The sequence below is a fragment of the Microbacterium sp. SYP-A9085 genome (genome assembly GCF_009649635.1).
Taxonomy (GTDB): Bacteria; Actinomycetota; Actinomycetes; order Actinomycetales; family Microbacteriaceae; genus Microbacterium.
In genome coordinates this window covers 116,896-132,831 of the sequence record NZ_WJII01000007.1, presented here as the reverse complement: position 1 = coordinate 132,831, position 15,936 = coordinate 116,896, and the positions used below count along the sequence as shown (strand labels likewise).

At 71.2% G+C, this 15,936-nt stretch carries 16 protein-coding genes; 5 read left to right on the top strand and 11 right to left on the bottom strand.

What is annotated here, in order from left to right; translation table 11 throughout:
- Positions 1 to 24 precede the first annotated feature (24 nt).
- Genes GH740_RS13280 through coaE form a run of 7 tightly spaced genes read right to left on the bottom strand, consistent with a single transcriptional unit; the run spans position 25 to position 6,824 of the window.
- A complete protein-coding gene (locus GH740_RS13280) occupies positions 25 to 543 on the bottom strand; it encodes a hypothetical protein (protein ID WP_153746568.1) in 519 nt (172 codons plus the stop codon).
- A complete protein-coding gene (locus tag GH740_RS13275) occupies positions 540 to 1,811 on the bottom strand; it encodes a DUF58 domain-containing protein (protein WP_153746567.1) in 1,272 nt (423 codons plus the stop codon). The genes GH740_RS13280 and GH740_RS13275 overlap by 4 nt, the downstream gene beginning before the upstream one ends.
- Positions 1,811 to 2,782 carry a MoxR family ATPase gene (locus tag GH740_RS13270; RefSeq protein WP_153746613.1) on the bottom strand — a complete coding sequence of 324 codons (972 nt, stop codon included), beginning with the start codon at positions 2,780 to 2,782 and terminating at the stop codon, positions 1,811 to 1,813. Before GH740_RS13270 ends, GH740_RS13275 begins: the two co-directional genes overlap by 1 nt.
- 48 nt (positions 2,783 to 2,830) lie before the next feature.
- A complete protein-coding gene (locus tag GH740_RS13265) occupies positions 2,831 to 3,334 on the bottom strand; it encodes a hypothetical protein (RefSeq protein WP_153746566.1) in 504 nt (167 codons plus the stop codon).
- Positions 3,331 to 4,059, bottom strand: a complete 729-nt coding sequence (locus GH740_RS13260) for a DUF4129 domain-containing protein (protein WP_216644955.1) — start codon at positions 4,057 to 4,059, stop codon at positions 3,331 to 3,333. The genes GH740_RS13265 and GH740_RS13260 overlap by 4 nt, the downstream gene beginning before the upstream one ends.
- A 26-nt stretch (positions 4,060 to 4,085) precedes the next feature.
- Positions 4,086 to 6,164, bottom strand: a complete 2,079-nt coding sequence (gene uvrB / locus GH740_RS13255) for an excinuclease ABC subunit UvrB (protein WP_153746565.1) — start codon at positions 6,162 to 6,164, stop codon at positions 4,086 to 4,088.
- A 9-nt stretch (positions 6,165 to 6,173) separates the two neighbouring features.
- Positions 6,174 to 6,824 (bottom strand): dephospho-CoA kinase, encoded by a 651-nt coding sequence (gene coaE / locus GH740_RS13250; protein ID WP_153746564.1) that lies wholly within the window; start codon positions 6,822 to 6,824, stop codon positions 6,174 to 6,176.
- 106 nt (positions 6,825 to 6,930) lie between these two features.
- Between coaE and GH740_RS13245 the strand changes: the two genes are divergently transcribed.
- Complete coding sequence (locus GH740_RS13245; RefSeq protein WP_367641587.1) at positions 6,931 to 7,677, top strand: response regulator transcription factor; 747 nt, start codon at positions 6,931 to 6,933, stop codon at positions 7,675 to 7,677.
- Here GH740_RS13245 and GH740_RS13240 read toward each other — a convergent pair.
- The 3 genes from GH740_RS13240 to rpsA form a co-directional block, all read right to left on the bottom strand.
- Positions 7,618 to 8,787 carry a hypothetical protein gene (locus GH740_RS13240; protein ID WP_153746562.1) on the bottom strand — a complete coding sequence of 390 codons (1,170 nt, stop codon included), beginning with the start codon at positions 8,785 to 8,787 and terminating at the stop codon, positions 7,618 to 7,620. The two genes, GH740_RS13245 and GH740_RS13240, sit on opposite strands and share 60 nt — an antisense overlap.
- Positions 8,784 to 10,424 carry a cell wall metabolism sensor histidine kinase WalK gene (locus GH740_RS13235; RefSeq protein WP_153746561.1) on the bottom strand — a complete coding sequence of 547 codons (1,641 nt, stop codon included), beginning with the start codon at positions 10,422 to 10,424 and terminating at the stop codon, positions 8,784 to 8,786. Before GH740_RS13235 ends, GH740_RS13240 begins: the two co-directional genes overlap by 4 nt.
- A gap of 120 nt (positions 10,425 to 10,544) precedes the next feature.
- Positions 10,545 to 11,996 (bottom strand): 30S ribosomal protein S1, encoded by a 1,452-nt coding sequence (gene rpsA / locus GH740_RS13230; protein WP_153746560.1) that lies wholly within the window; start codon positions 11,994 to 11,996, stop codon positions 10,545 to 10,547.
- A 215-nt stretch (positions 11,997 to 12,211) separates the two neighbouring features.
- Between rpsA and GH740_RS13225 the strand changes: the two genes are divergently transcribed.
- On the top strand, positions 12,212 to 12,709 hold the full coding sequence (locus tag GH740_RS13225; RefSeq protein WP_153746559.1) for a hypothetical protein: 498 nt from the start codon (positions 12,212 to 12,214) through the stop codon (positions 12,707 to 12,709).
- Between the two features lie 16 nt (positions 12,710 to 12,725).
- Here the strand turns inward: GH740_RS13225 and GH740_RS13220 are convergent, their stop codons facing one another.
- Positions 12,726 to 13,088 (bottom strand): TraR/DksA C4-type zinc finger protein, encoded by a 363-nt coding sequence (locus GH740_RS13220; protein ID WP_153746558.1) that lies wholly within the window; start codon positions 13,086 to 13,088, stop codon positions 12,726 to 12,728.
- Positions 13,089 to 13,551: 463 nt separating this feature from the next.
- Between GH740_RS13220 and GH740_RS13215 the strand changes: the two genes are divergently transcribed.
- The 3 genes from GH740_RS13215 to GH740_RS13205 all read left to right on the top strand — a co-directional run bounded on the left by GH740_RS13215 (position 13,552) and on the right by GH740_RS13205 (position 15,928).
- The gene (locus GH740_RS13215) at positions 13,552 to 14,091 is read left to right on the top strand and encodes a hypothetical protein (RefSeq protein WP_153746557.1); all 540 of its coding nucleotides are present in this window, start codon (positions 13,552 to 13,554) and stop codon (positions 14,089 to 14,091) included.
- A gap of 353 nt (positions 14,092 to 14,444) precedes the next feature.
- Positions 14,445 to 14,924, top strand: coding sequence for a hypothetical protein (locus GH740_RS13210; protein ID WP_153746556.1), 480 nt, complete (start codon positions 14,445 to 14,447; stop codon positions 14,922 to 14,924).
- A 47-nt stretch (positions 14,925 to 14,971) separates the two neighbouring features.
- Complete coding sequence (locus GH740_RS13205) at positions 14,972 to 15,928, top strand: 5'-3' exonuclease H3TH domain-containing protein (RefSeq protein ID WP_367641586.1); 957 nt, start codon at positions 14,972 to 14,974, stop codon at positions 15,926 to 15,928.
- Positions 15,929 to 15,936 lie beyond the last annotated feature (8 nt).

Genomic DNA, 15,936 nt, shown 5'->3' with positions numbered 1-15,936 from the left:
GCTCCCCGCGAACGATCCACCGGATCACCGTCGCCCGGCGAGCGCGCGCAGCAGGATCACGACGGCGATGGCGCACGCCGCGGTCACGACGACGACCGCGGTGGCGGGCAGGAGCGTGCGCAGCGGCGCCTGCTGCGCGAGCAGCGCCGCCGCCAGCACCGGCTGCGCTATCAGCTGCACGACCAGCCAGCGCCGGGCCGGGCGCGCCAGCGCCCGCAGCTGCACGCGGCCGCGCCGGGGCAGCACGAGGCACAGGCCGCCCAGCACGTGCAGCGCGTGGACGAGCGCCAGCACGACGTACGGGCGGAGGTCGGCGGCGGCGGTCGCTGGATGCAGCAGCTGAGCGAGCGCTATCACCAGCCCGGTGCCCCATGTCGCCAGGGTCGCGGGGAACACCGCGCCGATCACCGCCAGCACGGCGGCGGCCACGGCGTACGGCGCCGGGGCGACGGCGAAGCCGAGGCCGGCGAGGACGACCGGGGCCGCGCACAGCACCGGGACCGGGATGCCGGCCGAGGCCGTCGCCGCGGGGAGCGTTGTCATCGCCGCCGCCTCGGTCCCGAGATGCCGCGCAGCGCGGCGGCCCGGCTCCCGGCATCCCCGTCCCACACGAGGACGTCGGCGCCCATCGCGGCGAGGTCGCGCAGCCTGTCCGCCCGCAGCCCGAGGACCATGCGCGAGGCTGCCATCTCCTCGCGCCGCAGCCGCTCGGTCCGCAGCTGCGGCAGCGTGTCCACGGCCAGCACCCGATGCCCGGCGGCGCGCCACACGCCGGCCAGGCGCACCGTCTCGTCGTCGAGGAACGTCGACAGCAGGATGATGAGTGCGCCCCGGGCCACGAGCGGGGTGCGGGTGCGGGTCAGACGCGGCTGCGGCGACGCGCCGGCGATGGCGGCGCGCAGCCGCTCCCGGTGCCGCGCACCGGATCCCCGGCGCACGGCGGTGCTGGGGCGGGAGAGCAGCTGGAACGCCACCTGGTCGCCGACGTCGAGGTACCCGCACGCCAGCGACCACGCCGCCTCGCGGGCCACGTCCATCGACCCCGGCAGCCCCAGCGCGCGGTCGCCCCGCGCCCAGTCGCCCACCCGGCCGGTGACGTCGTCGCGGTCGTCGAGGATCAGCGCCACGTCGAGGTCGGAGGTCGCGAAAGCGCGACGCACGAACAGGTCCCCGGGCCGCCGGGCGAGCCGCGCCGTCGCCTTCCAGTCGATGCGCTGCAGCCGGTCCCCCGGCGCGAACGGGTGGATGTCGCGGAACTCGCCGCCGTCGCCGGGCCGAGCGGCGTCGTGGGCGCCGGTGAGCCCGGCCGGGTCGCGCGACAGCGGCAGGAACGGCAGTGCTACAGCGCGCGGCTGCAGCCGCGCCGTCAGCCTCGTGCGGTCCGGTGCCGGCGCCGTCCACGCCCCGTCGGGGCCGATCGCTGTCGCGTCCGCGGCGAGCAGCTCCTGGTCGCCGGTATGCGGGCTTCGGATGCCCATCGGGATCCGCGCCACCGGCCCGGAGACGGCCACCCGGCGCACGCGATGCTGCAGCTGCGTCGTCGTGACGAGGATCGTCTCCGCGTCGGCGGCATCCACCGTCAGGGTGACCGGGATCCGCACGGATCCGTCGGGCACCGGCTCCCCCCCGCCGCGTTCCGCGGTGAGCACCGGCTCCGCCGCCGCGCCGCCGGGCAACGCCGCCGCGACGGCGACGAGCAGGACCACGCCGGTGACGGCGAGCTCAACGCGGCCGAACGCGAGGGCGGCGCCGAGAAGGAGGATGCCCGCGCCGATCCCGCCCATCGGGGCGGGCGTCAGCACCCTCGTCATCACGCCCTCGCCGCGGACCGGGGCACGCTCGGCGGGCCCGGGACGGCCTCGACCACCGCCTGGACGACGCGCACCGGGTCGGTTCCCGCCGCCCACGCGCCCGGCGTGAGCGAGAGCCGGTGCGCGAGCACCGGCACCGCCACCCGTTTCACGTCGTCGGGCGTCACGTAGTCGCGCCCGTCGATCACGGCGCGGGCGCGGCCGACGAGCATGAGCGCCTGCGACCCGCGCGGGGAGGCGCCCACCTCGACAGACGGGTCGGAGCGGGTGGCGGCGGCGAGGTCCACGCAGTAACGGAGGATGTCGCGGTCGACGTGCACGGACTCGACGCCGGCCTGCATGGCCCGCAGCTGCGTCCCGTCGATCACCCGCCGCACCCGGATGGTCTCGGTGCGGCGCGCGATGCGGCCGGTGAGGATCCGCTCCTCCGCGTCGCGGTCCGGGTAGCCGACGCTCAGCCGCACCAGGAACCGGTCCAGCTGCGCCTCCGGCAGCGCGTAGGTGCCCTCGTATTCGATGGGGTTCGCGGTGGCGATCATGTGGAACGGCTGCGGGAGCGGGAAGCTCGTGCCCTCGACGGTGACCTGACCCTCGGCCATCGCCTCCAGCAGCGCCGACTGGGTCTTCGGGGCGGTGCGGTTCAGCTCGTCGGCCAGCAGAAGACCGGTGAACACGGGCCCGGGGCGGAACTCGAAAGTGCCGGCGGCGGGCGCGTAGACGTACGACCCGGTGATGTCGGCGGGCAGCAGGTCGGGGGTGCACTGCAGCCGGCGGAAGTCAAGACCGCACGCCTGCGCAATCGATCGCGCCGCCAGGGTCTTGCCGAGCCCCGGCACATCCTCGAACAGCACATGGCCGCCGGCGAGAATAGCGGCCAAGGCGAGCGCCAGGGGCTCCTCGAGCCCGACCACAGCGGTGGCGACCTCGTCGAGGACGGCGCGGGCCAGCTCGCCCACACGGGCGGTCGACAGGGCGTCGACGTCGGGCGCCGCGGCGGGGGTCTCGGGTGCGGTCACACGTCATCCTCTCCGATGGGCCTTCGTCCGTGCAGGCACGGCGGCGGCGTCGAGCGTCTCGAGCGCGTCGAGACAGCGCTCCACGTCGGCGATGGTGCGCACCGAACCGTGGGTCAGCGCTGCGGCGGCGGTGTCCCCGAGCAGTGCGCGGATCCGCGACTGGTCGCCGGGATCGTCGAGGTCGAGCCGGTGATGCGCGAGCCGCGCGCGGGCGAACGCGCGCAGGCGCTTGACGCCGGCGTCGCTGACCTCTCCATGCCGTCCGCGCAGCGACCACGCAACCTGGGTCATGTCGGACCGGGTGCCCGGCCGCGGGTCGGCGGGGAGCCGGGCGAACAGCGGCGTCTCTCCGCCTGCGAAGCCCGCCCAGGCGATGCCTGCCGCGATCCCGAACAGGGCTATCGCCACGGCGACCGCCCAGGAGACGCCGAGGACCCACAGCAGGAAGCCGGAGACCGCGCCGAGCAGGGCACCCGCCGCTATCGGCGCGGTCCGCGCCCCGGTCACGGCCGGCCCCCCGGACGCCCGGCCTCCGCGGTGTCGTGCCAGGACCGCTGCAGATGCACGAGGCACTCGCGGGCCGTGCGCACGGAACCTGCGTCGGCGTGGCGTCCGCCGAAGCGGACGTCCTCGTAGAGGCGCAGCAGGATGTCGGTGGCCGACCTGTTCGTCTCGAAGCGGCGGATGATGCGCGCCGCGTACTCGGCGGGCGTCTCCGACGGTGCCCGACGCGCCCCCGCCTGCCGAGCCGTGTCCTCCAGGCCCAGCCAGGCCGCGACGATGGCATCGTCCGGCGGGCGATCCTCGTCGAGGATTTCCAGGGCGCGGGCGATCCCGCGGCGCACGGCGGGTGCGGCGACAGCGGTATCCGCGACGCCGCTGACGCCGACGGCCGGTGCGCGGCCGGCATGTGCGCGCACCCGGCGGCGACGGTCGCGGATACGGCGCACGATCATCGCGGCGACGACGGCCACCAGGAGCGCGACGGCCAGCGCGAACAGCACGGTGAGGATCACGCGGACGACGGCGGATGCGACCGCGGGGCCTTCGAACGCCGGAAGCGTCGCGACGGATGTCGGCTGCGGAGGCATCGTCGGCCGCTGCAGCGGCCCCGGAGTCCACCGCGGAGCGCCGACCGGGAGGGGACCCACCATTAGGACGCCCAGGATCGCGACGACGCCGGCGGCCACGACGGCGCCGATGAGCAGACCGCGGCCGTTCCCGTTCGACACACGCTCACGCTACCCGACGCGTCCGCTCAGGCGTGCCCGGCCTTCTCCATCGCCCGCAGCTCCTTCTTCAGGTCCTGCACCTCGTCGCGCAGCCGCGCGGCGAGCTCGAACTTCAGCTCCCCGGCCGCCGCCAGCATCTGCCCGGTGAGGTCGCCGATGGTGTCCTCCAGCTGCTGCGCCCCCTCAGCGGCGATGCCCTGACGCAGGCGGGGTGTGGGGCTCTTTCCCTTCCCGCTCTTGGACCGGGCGGCATCCCGCTTCGACATCATCGCCGCGGTATCGGCGCCCTCGCGGGCCAGTACCTCGGTGATGTCGGCGATGCGCTTGCGCAGCGGCTGCGGATCGATGCCGTTCGCAACGTTGTACGCTATCTGCTTCTCGCGCCGCCGGTCGGTCTCGTCGATGGCCTTGCGCATCGAGTCGGTCATGTTGTCGGCGTACATGTGCACCTGGCCGGACACGTTGCGGGCGGCGCGGCCTATCGTCTGGATCAGCGAGGTGCCGCTGCGCAGGAACCCCTCCTTGTCGGCGTCGAGGATCGACACCAGGGAGACCTCCGGGAGGTCCAGGCCCTCCCGCAGCAGGTTGATCCCCACGAGCACGTCGTACACGCCCGCGCGCAGCTCGGTGAGCAGCTCCACGCGCCGCAGCGTGTCGACGTCGGAGTGCAGGTAGCGCACCCGCACGCCGTGCTCGGCGAGGAAGTCGGTGAGCTCCTCGGCCATCTTCTTCGTGAGCGTCGTCACGAGGACCCGTTCGTCGCGCTCCGCGCGCACGCGGATCTCCTCGAGTAGGTCGTCGATCTGTCCCTTGGACGGCTTGACGACGATCTGCGGGTCGACAAGGCCGGTGGGGCGGATGATCTGCTCCACGATGCCGTCGGCGATCCCCATCTCGTACCGGCCCGGGGTGGCGGACAGGTACACGGTCTGCCCGATCCTGTTCTTGAACTCGTCCCACCGCAGCGGACGGTTGTCCAAGGCGCTGGGCAGCCGGAACCCGTGCTCCACGAGCGTGCGCTTGCGCGAGGCGTCTCCCTCGTACATGGCGCCGACCTGCGGCACCGTGACGTGCGATTCGTCGATCACGAGCAGGAAGTCGTCGGGGAAGAAGTCCAGCAGCGTGTGCGGTGGCTCGCCCGGCTCCCGGCCGTCGAGGTGCCGCGAGTAGTTCTCGATGCCGGAGCAGAACCCGAGCTGCTGCAGCATCTCCAGGTCGAACGTCGTGCGCATCCGCAGGCGCTGCGCCTCCAGCAGCTTGCCCTGCCGCTCCAGTTCGCCCAGCCGCGACGCCAGCTCGTCTTCGATGGTGCCGATGGCCCGCTGCACGACGTCCGCGCCGGCCACGTAGTGGGATGCCGGGAAGATCGGCACCGAGTCGAGCTTGCGCACTATGTCGCCGGTGAGCGGATGCAGCATGTACAGCGCCTCGATCTCGTCACCGAACAGCTCGATCCGGATCGCATACTCCTCGTACACGGGGATGATCTCGATGGTGTCGCCGCGGACGCGGAAGTTGCCGCGGGAGAAGTCCACGTCGTTGCGGTTGTACTGCATCGAGATGAACTGCCTGATCAGGGCATCGCGGTCGTACCTCTCCCCCACCTGCAGGGCCACCATCGCGCGCAGGTACTCCTCGGGGGCGCCCAGTCCGTAGATGCACGAGACGGTGCTCACCACGACGACGTCGCGCCGGCTCAGCAGCGAGTTCGTCGTGGAGTGCCGGAGCCGCTCCACCTCCGCGTTGATGGACGAGTCCTTCTCGATGAACGTGTCCGTCTGCGGCACGTACGCCTCGGGCTGGTAGTAGTCGTAGTAGCTGACGAAGTACTCGACGGCGTTGTGCGGCAGCAGATCGCGGAACTCGTTGGCCAGTTGCGCGGCGAGCGTCTTGTTGTGGGCGAGCACGAGCGTGGGGCGCTGCACCTTCTCGACCAGCCACGCCGTGGTGGCCGACTTGCCGGTCCCGGTCGCGCCGAGCAGGACGACATCCGTCTCGCCCGCGTTGATGCGCGCGGCGAGCTGCTCGATCGCCTGCGGCTGGTCGCCGCTCGGCCGATAGTCGCTGACGACCTCGAACGGCCGGACGGATCGGGTGGTCTGCATCCCTCCAGGCTACGTCGGGTCCCCGACATCGCGGCGGGGTGCGGGCTCCGGGTCGGGATGCCGCTGCCCGGCGATCCGGTCCCACAGCGCATCCACCTGCTCCTCGGTGTGCGCGATGGTCCCGGCGGTGTCGATCACGACATCCGCTATCGCCAGCCGCTGCGCGTCCGTCGCCTGCGCGCCGATCCGCGTGCGCGCCTCGTCCGGGGCCATTCCCCGCAGGTCGATCAGGCGCTGCGTGCGCACGTCGGCCGGGGCGTGGGCGACGACGACGAGGTCCCAGCCGCCGGTGCCGCGGGCCTCGACCAGCAGCGGCACGTCGTAGACCACGACGGCGGCGGGGTCCGCGGCGAAGGCGGCCGCGAAGCGACGCTGCGACTCGGCGACGACGGCGGGATGCACGATCGCGTTCAGCCGCTGCAGCCGGTCGGGATGGCCGAACACGTGCGCCCCCAGGGCCGCACGGTCCAGCGTCCCGTCCGCCCGCAACATCCCCGCGCCGAACGCGGCGGCGATCTGCGCGAGCACCGGGGACCCGGGCTGCTGCACCTCGCGGACGAGGGCGTCCGCGTCCACGATCACGGCGCCGTGCATGGCGAGCCGACGCGCGATGGTGGACTTCCCGGAGGCGATCCCGCCGGTCAGTGCTATCAGGGACATGCTTCCGAGGATGCCACGGCCGACGCGACGCGTGGGGTATCCTGACCGCAGGTCGAGGGGAGCGGCCGCCTCCCGTGACGCCATCCGCCGACCCCGGAGGTCATCTGTGCACGAATCCCGTACCGCCGTCGTCATCGAGGACGAGCAGGACATCCGCTCGCTCCTGGCGGCCGTGCTCGAGCAGGCAGGATTCGCGGTGCGCACCGCGGCCACCGGCGCCGAGGGGCTGCAGCTGATCGCCGATACCGATCCCCTCGTGACGACCCTCGACGTGAACATGCCGGGGATGGACGGGTTCGAGACGGCACGCCGGATCCGCGCCGTCAGCTCGACGTATCTGGTGATCCTGACCGCCCGCACCGAGGAGATCGACGCGCTCCAGGGGCTGGAGGCCGGCGCCGACGACTACCTCGCGAAGCCGTTCCGGCCGCGCGAGCTGCGGGCGCGGATCGACGCCATGCTGCGCCGGCCGCGGTCGCACGTGCTCGCCCCAGCCGGCGCAGAGGATCCCGCGCCGGAGGACGGAGCGGGGTGGCTGGAGCACCGCGGCCTGCGCCTGCACCCGCAGATGCGGATGGCCAGCGCCGACGGCGTCGACCTCGACCTGACCCGCACCGAGTTCGACATCCTCGCGGAGCTGCTGGCGCACGGCCGCCGGGTGCTCGGCAAGAGCGAGCTCACGCTGACGCTGCGCGGGGGCCGGTACACGGGCGCCGAGTTCGTCAGCGACAGCGACGCGCGCGCCATCGAGGTCCACATCGCGAACCTGCGCCGCAAACTCGGCGACACGGCGTCACGGCCGCGATGGATCGAGACCGTCCGCGGCGTGGGCTACCGGCTCACGGCCGGCTGAATCGGCACGGGCGGCCGCCATCAGGGTCTCCAGGTCGCTGCCCAGCGTGTCGCTGAGGGCAAGTCCCACGCCCACATCAGGGATGACGGACCCCGGCACCGCACGCAGCTCCTCGAACACACCCTGGGCGATCCGCGTCGCGACGGTGCGCGCCTCGGCGGCGGTGGCGACGACGGTCACCGCGACGAGGCCGTTCACTCCGTCCTGCCCGATCCGCGCCGCGGCAGGAGCGTGCCGGCGCACGCCGGAACGCCAGGTCTCTGCGACGCCGCGGGCGACTTCGCTGCCGAAGGCCGTTGAGATCTGGTCGAGGTCGTCGATGCGCACGGCGAACACGGCGACAAGCTCGTGACGCCACTGGGCCCGGGTCAGCACGCTGCGCGCGGCGGCGGTGAAGCTCTCGAACGCCATCACGCCGACGTCGACACCGGTGTTGCGGACGATGGCCTCGACGCCGCGCACCTGCGTCCGGCCCGCGCGCAGCACCGAGGTGGCGACCAGGGTCACGATCGTGAACGTCACGACCAGGAAGCTCATGGGGATAGTGCCCAACCATGCCTGGAACACCGCCGATTCCGGGCCCCAGACGACGAAGCCGACGGTGCGGACCGTGAAGTAGACGCACTGCAGCCCCAGCACTATCGCCAGCGCCCAAGCCGTCCGGGTGGCGAACAACTCGCCACGCAGGCACTCGACGCACCCGACCGCACCGAACACGGCCAGCGCGAGGAACATCGCCACGGCGCCGGCCCAATCGCCCCCGTCCGGTCCCTGCGCGATCACACCGACGAACGCCGCGACGATGCCGGTGACGCTCAGCACGGCGGACCAGCGCATCCGGCGCCCGTTGTACGCCCGGCATCCGAGCCAGAGCGCGCCGGTCACGCCGACGAACGTGGCGTTGCCGACGGCGATCGCCCACCACGCGTGCCGGTCCGCGGCCCAGATGAGGTAGGCGATCACGCACACCGTGCCGGACAGGAAGGCGACCGACCAGAGCCGGCTGGACCCTTCATCCCGGCGGATGACGGTGCCGATGATGTAGATGACTCCGCTGACGATCACGACCAGGGCGGTCATGACCTGCAGCGACAGCAGATCCAGGTTCAAGTTGCCGCCTCCCTCGCGCCGGGCACCCGGACGGTGAATATGGATCCCACGCCCGACTCCCCTGTGGTCACTGTGATGTCGCCGCCGTGCGCCCGCGCTATCTCTCGGCTTATCGCGAGCCCGAGCCCGGTCCCCGCCATGCCCGACGCGCGCACCGCATTGCCGCGGTAGAACCGCTGGAAAAGACGCAACTGGTCGGTGTCCTCCAGGCCGACGCCGGTGTCACGGACGGCGATCAGCACGTCGTCCCCGTCCGCGGCGGCCGTGATCGCGATCTGGCCCCCCTCCACGTTGTACTTCACGGCGTTCGCGAGCAGGTTGTCCAGCACCTGCCGGATGCGCTGCGGATCGACGTGGGCTATCAGGGAGGGCACACCGGTGTCGTCGATGCTCACGTTGCGCTCGGCGGCGCGCGGCAGCATCGACTCGACCGCCGCCTGCACAACGGGGCGGATGTCGGCGTCGACGGGCTGGATCGGCAACTGCGCGGTGACCGCGTGCGGGCGGCGGGACGCGGCGAGGACGTCGGCGACGATGGCGAGCAGTCGCTCCGCGTTGCGCTCGGCGATCTCGAGCTTGCGGCGTGCGTCGGCGGGGACGGATTCGTCGTCGAGGACGAGATCGAGGTAGCCGAGGATCGAGGTGAGCGGGGTGCGCAGCTCGTGCGACACGGATGCCACGAGCTCGTCGCGCGCCTGCAGCGCGGCGATCTCGGGGGTGACGTCGCGCGAGATCACGACGGCGCCCCGGTCCTTGCCTGCAGTGTCGGTGAGCCGGCGGGCGGTGACGCTGAGCACCTGCCGCGGCCCGGACGGGTCGCCGTACCAGACGAGCTGCCCGTTGAACGCCTCACCGCGCAGCGCGCGCTGCAGCGGCGACTCCTCCAGCGGCAGCGGCGTCGTCCCGTTGTCCTGGTAGGCGGCGACCGGCTCGTCCGGTCCGCCGACGGGACGCTGCAGTCGCCCGTGCGCCTCGTTCGTGACGGCGGTGCTGCCGTCGGCGTCGATGCGGACGACCCCGAAATCGACGGCATCCAGCACCTCGGTGACCTCCTGCTCCTGCCGGCGGGTGCGCTCCAGCGCGGCGGCGAGCACCTGCGCCTGCTTGTCGAGCAGGTGGCGCTGCGCGGCCGACTGACGGGCCGTGAGGAACGAGGCCGCCGACACCGCGAGCACTATCAGCGGCAGCAGCAGCGTCGAGTACTCGACGCGGTGCTCCGGATCCAGCCACACCACCGCTGCGAACAGCATCACCGTCGCGAGGGCGCCGGCGATCAGCCCCCGCATGCCGAACGTCGTGGCAAGCCAGATCACGGGGAAGATCCACAGCAGCCCGAAGCCCGACGACGGGCTGGACATGCGCATGATGAAGATCGCTGCGAGGTCGACGCCGGGCACCACCGCCATCCACCCCAGGGGCAATGAGTTCCACGGGACGATGAGCGTCAGGGCCGTGACCAGGAAGACGGTCAGCACACCAACGAAGAAGAGCCCGAGATCGCCCGGGAACGAAGTGCTGGCCACGAACACCGTGAGGATGAGCACGACACCGCCCAGCATGAGCTGATTCAGCAGCGCGGTGCGGTCGCGTGTGCGGTCGGGCGCCAGCGGCCCGGAGTGCGCAGTCGGCTCCGCCATACAGCGAACGTACCGTGTCGGCGCGGCAAACGCGGGGAGCGCACGGGGGTGGGAATGCGAGAGGACCGGAGCCCGAAGGCTCCGGTCCTCTGCAGGATCAATGCGATCCCGGTCACTGGCTCAGCGGCCGGCGAGCTTCTCCCGCAGCGCGGCGAGGGCCTCGTCGTCGGCGAGGGTGCCCGCCGGGGTCGAGTCGCCCGCGAAGGACGGCGCAGCCTCGGTCTCGCGGAAGCCGGCGGCCTCCGCCTCCTGAGCCTTCGCGACCTGCGCCTTGTGGGCCTCCCAGCGCGCCTGAGCAGCGGCGTACTCCTGCTCCCACTTCTCGCGCTGCTCGTCGAAGCCTTCCTTCCACTGGTTGGTCTCCGGGTCGAATCCCTCGGGGTACTTGTACTCCCCGTTCTCGTCGTACTCGGTGGCCATGCCGTAGAGGGCCGGGTCGAACTCGGTACCGAACGGGTCGACGGCGTCGTTCGCCTGCTTCAGCGACAGCGAGATGCGCCGGCGCTCCAGGTCGATGTCGATGACCTTGACGAAGACCTCTTCACCCACCGAGACGACCTGCTCGGCCAGCTCGACGTGCTTGCCGGACAGCTCGGAGATGTGCACGAGGCCCTCGATGCCGTCCGCGACGCGCACGAAGGCGCCGAACGGAACGAGCTTGGTGACCTTGCCCGGTGCTATCTGGCCGATCGCGTGAGTCCGTGCGAAGACCTGCCACGGGTCCTCCTGCGTCGCCTTCAGCGACAGCGACACGCGCTCACGGTCCAGGTCCACCTCGAGGATCTCGACGGTGACCTCCTGGCCGACCTCGACGACCTCGGACGCGTGCTCGATGTGCTTCCAGGACAGCTCGGAGACATGCACGAGGCCGTCCACGCCGCCCAGGTCGACGAACGCGCCGAAGTTGACGATCGAGGAGACCGTGCCCTTGCGGACCTGGCCCTTGTGCAGGTTGTTGAGGAAGTTCGTGCGGGACTCCGACTGCGTCTGCTCGAGCAGGGCGCGGCGAGAGAGCACCACGTTGTTGCGGTTCTTGTCCAGTTCGAGGATCTTCGCCTCGAGCTCCTGGCCCAGGTACGGGGTCAGGTCGCGGACGCGACGCAACTCGATGAGGGATGCCGGGAGGAAGCCGCGCAACCCGATGTCGACGATGAGACCGCCCTTCACGACCTCGATGACCTGACCGGTCACGACGCCGTCGTTCTCCTTGATCTTCTCCACGTCGCCCCACGCGCGCTCGTACTGCGCACGCTTCTTGGAGAGGATGAGGCGGCCTTCCTTGTCCTCCTTCTGGAGAACCAGCGCCTCGACCTGGTCGCCGACGCCAACGACCTCGTTCGGGTCGACGTCATGCTTGATGGAAAGCTCGCGCGAGGGGATGACGCCCTCGGTCTTGTAGCCGACGTCGAGGAGGACCTCGTCGCGGTCGATCTTGACGACAGTGCCTTCGATGAGGTCTCCGTCGTTGAAGAACTTCAGCGTCTTCTCGACCGCGGCCAGGAAGTCCTCGGCAGATCCGATGTCGTTGATCGCGACCTGCTTGGCGGCCGGGGCGGTCGTTGCGGTAGTCATGTAGTGGGTTGTCCTTGTTGGGTTGATGTGTCGGGCCCCGGCACGCTGTCCCGCGCGACATCCCGAAGGCGTCGACGGTCACGGCGGATGCCGGAGCGGAGCGGATTGTGTTGCGTGTCACGAGCGCGCGAAACCATCGCCACACGAATGACACTCCAGAGTATCAGAACGGCGTCGTCGTCTGCGATGTTCCCGGGGCCGATTACCGTGGGGGGATGGCCGCCTCCACCGCCCCCGTCCGGATCGTCTCCCCGCGCCGTGCGCTCATCGTCCTGGTGATCGTGTGTGCGCTGTTCACGGCGATGGGGGTCGTCGTCCTGCTGCTGGCTCCCACCCAGACGCTGAACGTGATCGTCGGCACCGGGGCGGTGGCGTTCTTCGGCATCGGCGGCGGGTCCGCGTTCATCACGCAGTGGCGCCGGACCGTGCCGCTGCGTGCGGACGATGACGGTATAGCCCTCGGCGGCGGCGGGCGGATCGACTGGGCCGACGTGGATCGCATCGGCGCGACCACGACGGCGCTCGGCATCCGGCTGCGACGCTACGACGCGTTCCTCGCGTCAGTGCCGCGTTCGTCCGGGTACACGGCGGAGAGCCTGCGGGCCTCCCGCGCGCAGAACGCCGGCTGGGACCTCACCTGGCCGACGCGGCTGCTGGACCGCACGCCCGGTGAGGCGGCGCGGGATCTGCAGCGCCGGCGTCCGGCCGACTGAGATGCGCGGGCGCGGATCAGACGCCGGCCCGCTCCGCGCACGACACGCACAGGGTCGCCATCGGGCGCACCCGCAGGCGCCCGACCGGGATCGGACGGCCGCAGCTCTTGCACACGCCGTAGTCGCCGGCATCCCAACGGGCGATGGCGGCGTCCAGGGCGGTCCGCTCGCGCTCCTGCTGGACGCGCAGACCCTCCAGTCGTGACCATTCGCCGGAGAGGGTGACGCCCTCCGGGTCGTGCTCGTCGTCGGCGGTGGAATCGGTGCGCGCGGCGGCGAGGGCCTCGAGGTCCGAGGTGAGAACCACGAGCGTCTCCTCGACCGACGCGCGCCGCTCGCGCAGCAGTTCGCCGAGCTCGGCGCGGTGTGCGTCATCCATGCTCGAGACTATAGGCGCGCTCTGCGGCGTCGGGGCGGTAGGTGGATCGCGGGTGCGGTGGAATGCCGCCGGTGGGACGGCGCCGGTGGGACGGATCGTGTCACACAACATGCGGCTTATCCGCCCTCGATCCCGCATCTTTTGCGACGCGCTGGGGGGCGCGTCCCACTAAAGGTGGCATCCGGCGCCGCAAACCCACATCTTCTGCGACCGGATGCCATGCAGTCCACCGCGGGCCACCCCGGCGCGGACAGGTCACAGAACATGCGGCTTATCCGCCTTCAGCACAGCATCTTCTGCGACACGGCCGCTCACGCGTCCCACTAGGGGTGGCGTCCGGCGCCCCAGATCCGCATCTTCTGCGACCGGTCGGAAGGTGGCGCATCGGACGACCCGGGATGCCGCGGTCCGCGCCTGTGGATAAGTCCGGCGGCGTGCGGCCCGGTGTCGCTACCGTGGGCATGTGTCTCATCGACTGCCTGCCTTCGGTCTGGCCGCTCTGAGCGTCGTCGCGCTCGTGACCGGCTGCGCCCCGCAGGCCGAGCCGACACCCACCCCGACGCCGCGCTTCACGAGCCAGGCCCAGGCATACCAGGCCGCCGAGGCGACGTATCGCGCATACGTCGATGCTTTGAACAAGGTCGACTTGCGTGATCCCGCAACGTTTGAAGACGTCTATAAGTGGGAAACCGGCGAGGCACTGAACAGCGAGAAGAAGTCCCTGACGAAGATGCATGCCGACGGCTGGACGCTAACTGGCGACAGCGTCTTGACCCTGATTCAGGCGTCTAGATCAGTCCCGTACTCCCCGAATTCGATAGCCATGGACGCATGCGTCGACGTGAGCACGGTCGATCTCCTTGGCAAAGATGGCAAATCCATGGTTGCGCCCGACCGCGGCGACATGCAAACGATTGTCGTGACATTCGCGGCCGCGAATTCAAACACCGGCTGGCTAGTTTCCTTTGTCGACGGCCGGGATAGCGGACCATCATGCGAGTAGTACTCGCCCTGTTGGCGTCGATCATCGTGGCGAGCGGATGGGGCTCGCCGCAACCGACGGCGGTTTCTGTCGGCGAGTCCTGCACGCTGCTCCAGATCAAGTGCGTATCCAGCAACAAGAACGACAGAGTAGAGATCACGGGCGAAAAGACTCAGCATGCAGACGAAGATCAGACCGGTCGAGGGCCAAGAACACGCAACCCCACCCCTTCGCAGCCCGTCCCGCACCCGAACCCCGATGCACGGCCGGCGGTGCCCGGTGAGAATCTCCCCGTCGACTGCCAAGTGCCCAGCATCGAGTGCCGGGTCGCCCCGACGCCCGGCCCAGCGACGTCGACGACCCCCATCCCGACCGTGACCCTGACCGACCTCGTGACGTTCCGCCCGACGCCGCCGACCCTCGCGACCGAGCCGGACCACGTCGGCATCGCCGGCCTTCCGCTGAACCTCGTTGCGGCCGCGCCGCCGCAGACGCTGCACGGCGAACTGTTCGACCACGACGTGTCGGTCCGCTTCACGCCGCACCACTTCACGTGGACGTACGGCGACGGCACGACATCCACCACGACCACGCCCGGCAGGTCCTGGACCCAGCGCGGCGACGCGCAGTTCACGCCGACGCCGACAAGTCACGTCTACGCGGAGCGCGGCACCTACACCGCCGCGGTCACCGTCTCCTACAGTCCCGTGGTCACGTTCGACACCGGGCAGACGCAGGCCGTCGCGGGTTACGTCACCTCCACGAGCGCCGAGCAGAGCCTCCGGATCCTCGAGGCCCGCACCGCCCTCGTCGCCTACACCTGCACGGAGGATCCCACCGGACCCGGCTGCTGAGAGCCGCCAGCCTCGTCCCCACCCCTGCGTCATGCCAGACTTGGCGCGTGACCGAGCCCCTCGCACCGCACCCCGAGAAGTTGCTTCTGCTCGACTCCGCGTCCCTCTACTTCCGCGCCTTCTTCGGCGTCCCCGATTCGGTCAAGGCGCCCGACGGCACGCCGATCAACGCGGTGCGCGGGTTCCTCGACATCATCGCGAAGCTCCTCACGAGCTACCGCCCCACCGATCTGGTCGCGTGCTGGGACGACGACTGGCGCCCGCAGTGGCGGGTCGACCTCATCCCGACCTACAAGGCGCACCGCGTCGCACGGCTCGTCGACGGCGGTCCCGACGTCGAAGAGGTGCCCGACGCGCTCACCGCGCAGGTGCCGCTGATCCGCGAGACACTGGGCGCCCTGGGTCTGCCCATCGTGGGCGCTCCCGGCTACGAAGCCGACGACATCATCGGCACCCTCGCCGCCCGCGCGCAGACGCCGGTCGACGTCGTCACCGGCGACCGCGACCTCTTCCAACTCGTCGAGGACGCCCGCGGTGTCCGCGTCGTCTACACGGCCCGCGGCATGAGCAACCTCGAGGATGTCACCGACGCCGTGATCGGCGAACGGTACGGCATCCGCGCCGACCAGTACGCCGACTTCGCCACCCTTCGTGGCGATCCCTCCGACGGGCTTCCCGGAGTCTCCGGCATCGGCGAGAAATCCGCGGCGGCGCTTCTGCGCACGTACGGCTCCCTCGACGCCGTGATGGCCGCCGCCGCCGACGGCGACCCCGGGATGACGCCGCGCGTGCGCGCGAAGATCGGTGAGGCGCACGACTACCTGACGGTCGCCCCGACGGTGGTCCGCGTTGCCGCGGACGCCCCGATCGCGGTGGCGTCCACCCGGCTGCCGGAGGTGGATGCCGCGACCCGTGCCCGCGGCGCGGAACTCGCCGACCGGCTCGGCCTCGGCGCCTCGATGACCCGTATCCTGGAGGCGATGTCCGGCGCCCCGTCCGCCTGACGCCCGTG